Genomic DNA, 222 nt, shown 5'->3' with positions numbered 1-222 from the left:
TATTATGTCTAATAAAATGACTGGTTCTGTAAAATGGTTCAACGCTGATAAAGGCTTCGGCTTTATCACCCCCACGGATGGCAGCAAGGACGTTTTCGTCCACTTCTCTGCAATCCAAAGCAATGCATTCCGTACCCTGGATGAAGGGCAACAGGTTGAGTTCTCCGTAGAGAATGGTCCTAAGGGCCCTTCGGCGGTAAACGTCGTCGCTCTCAACTAATT

At 47.3% G+C, this 222-nt stretch carries 1 protein-coding gene; it reads left to right on the top strand.

From position 1 onward, the window contains the following. The first annotated feature begins 4 nt into the window (after positions 1–4). Positions 5–220, top strand: coding sequence for a transcription antiterminator/RNA stability regulator CspE (gene cspE, locus M979_RS22275; RefSeq protein ID WP_064556445.1), 216 nt, complete (start codon positions 5–7; stop codon positions 218–220). Positions 221–222 lie beyond the last annotated feature (2 nt).

The organism is Buttiauxella noackiae ATCC 51607, from assembly GCF_001654865.1.
Lineage (GTDB): Bacteria > Pseudomonadota > Gammaproteobacteria > Enterobacterales > Enterobacteriaceae > Buttiauxella > Buttiauxella noackiae.
The sequence above is the reverse complement of the archived record's forward strand: the minus strand, read 5'-3'. Positions and strand labels throughout refer to the sequence as shown.

What these genes read in the sequence shown, in the direction of transcription:
- cspE (WP_064556445.1), top strand. Translation starts at nt 5, where the DNA reads ATGTCTAATAAAATGACTGGTTCTGTAAAATGGTTCAACGCTGATAAA.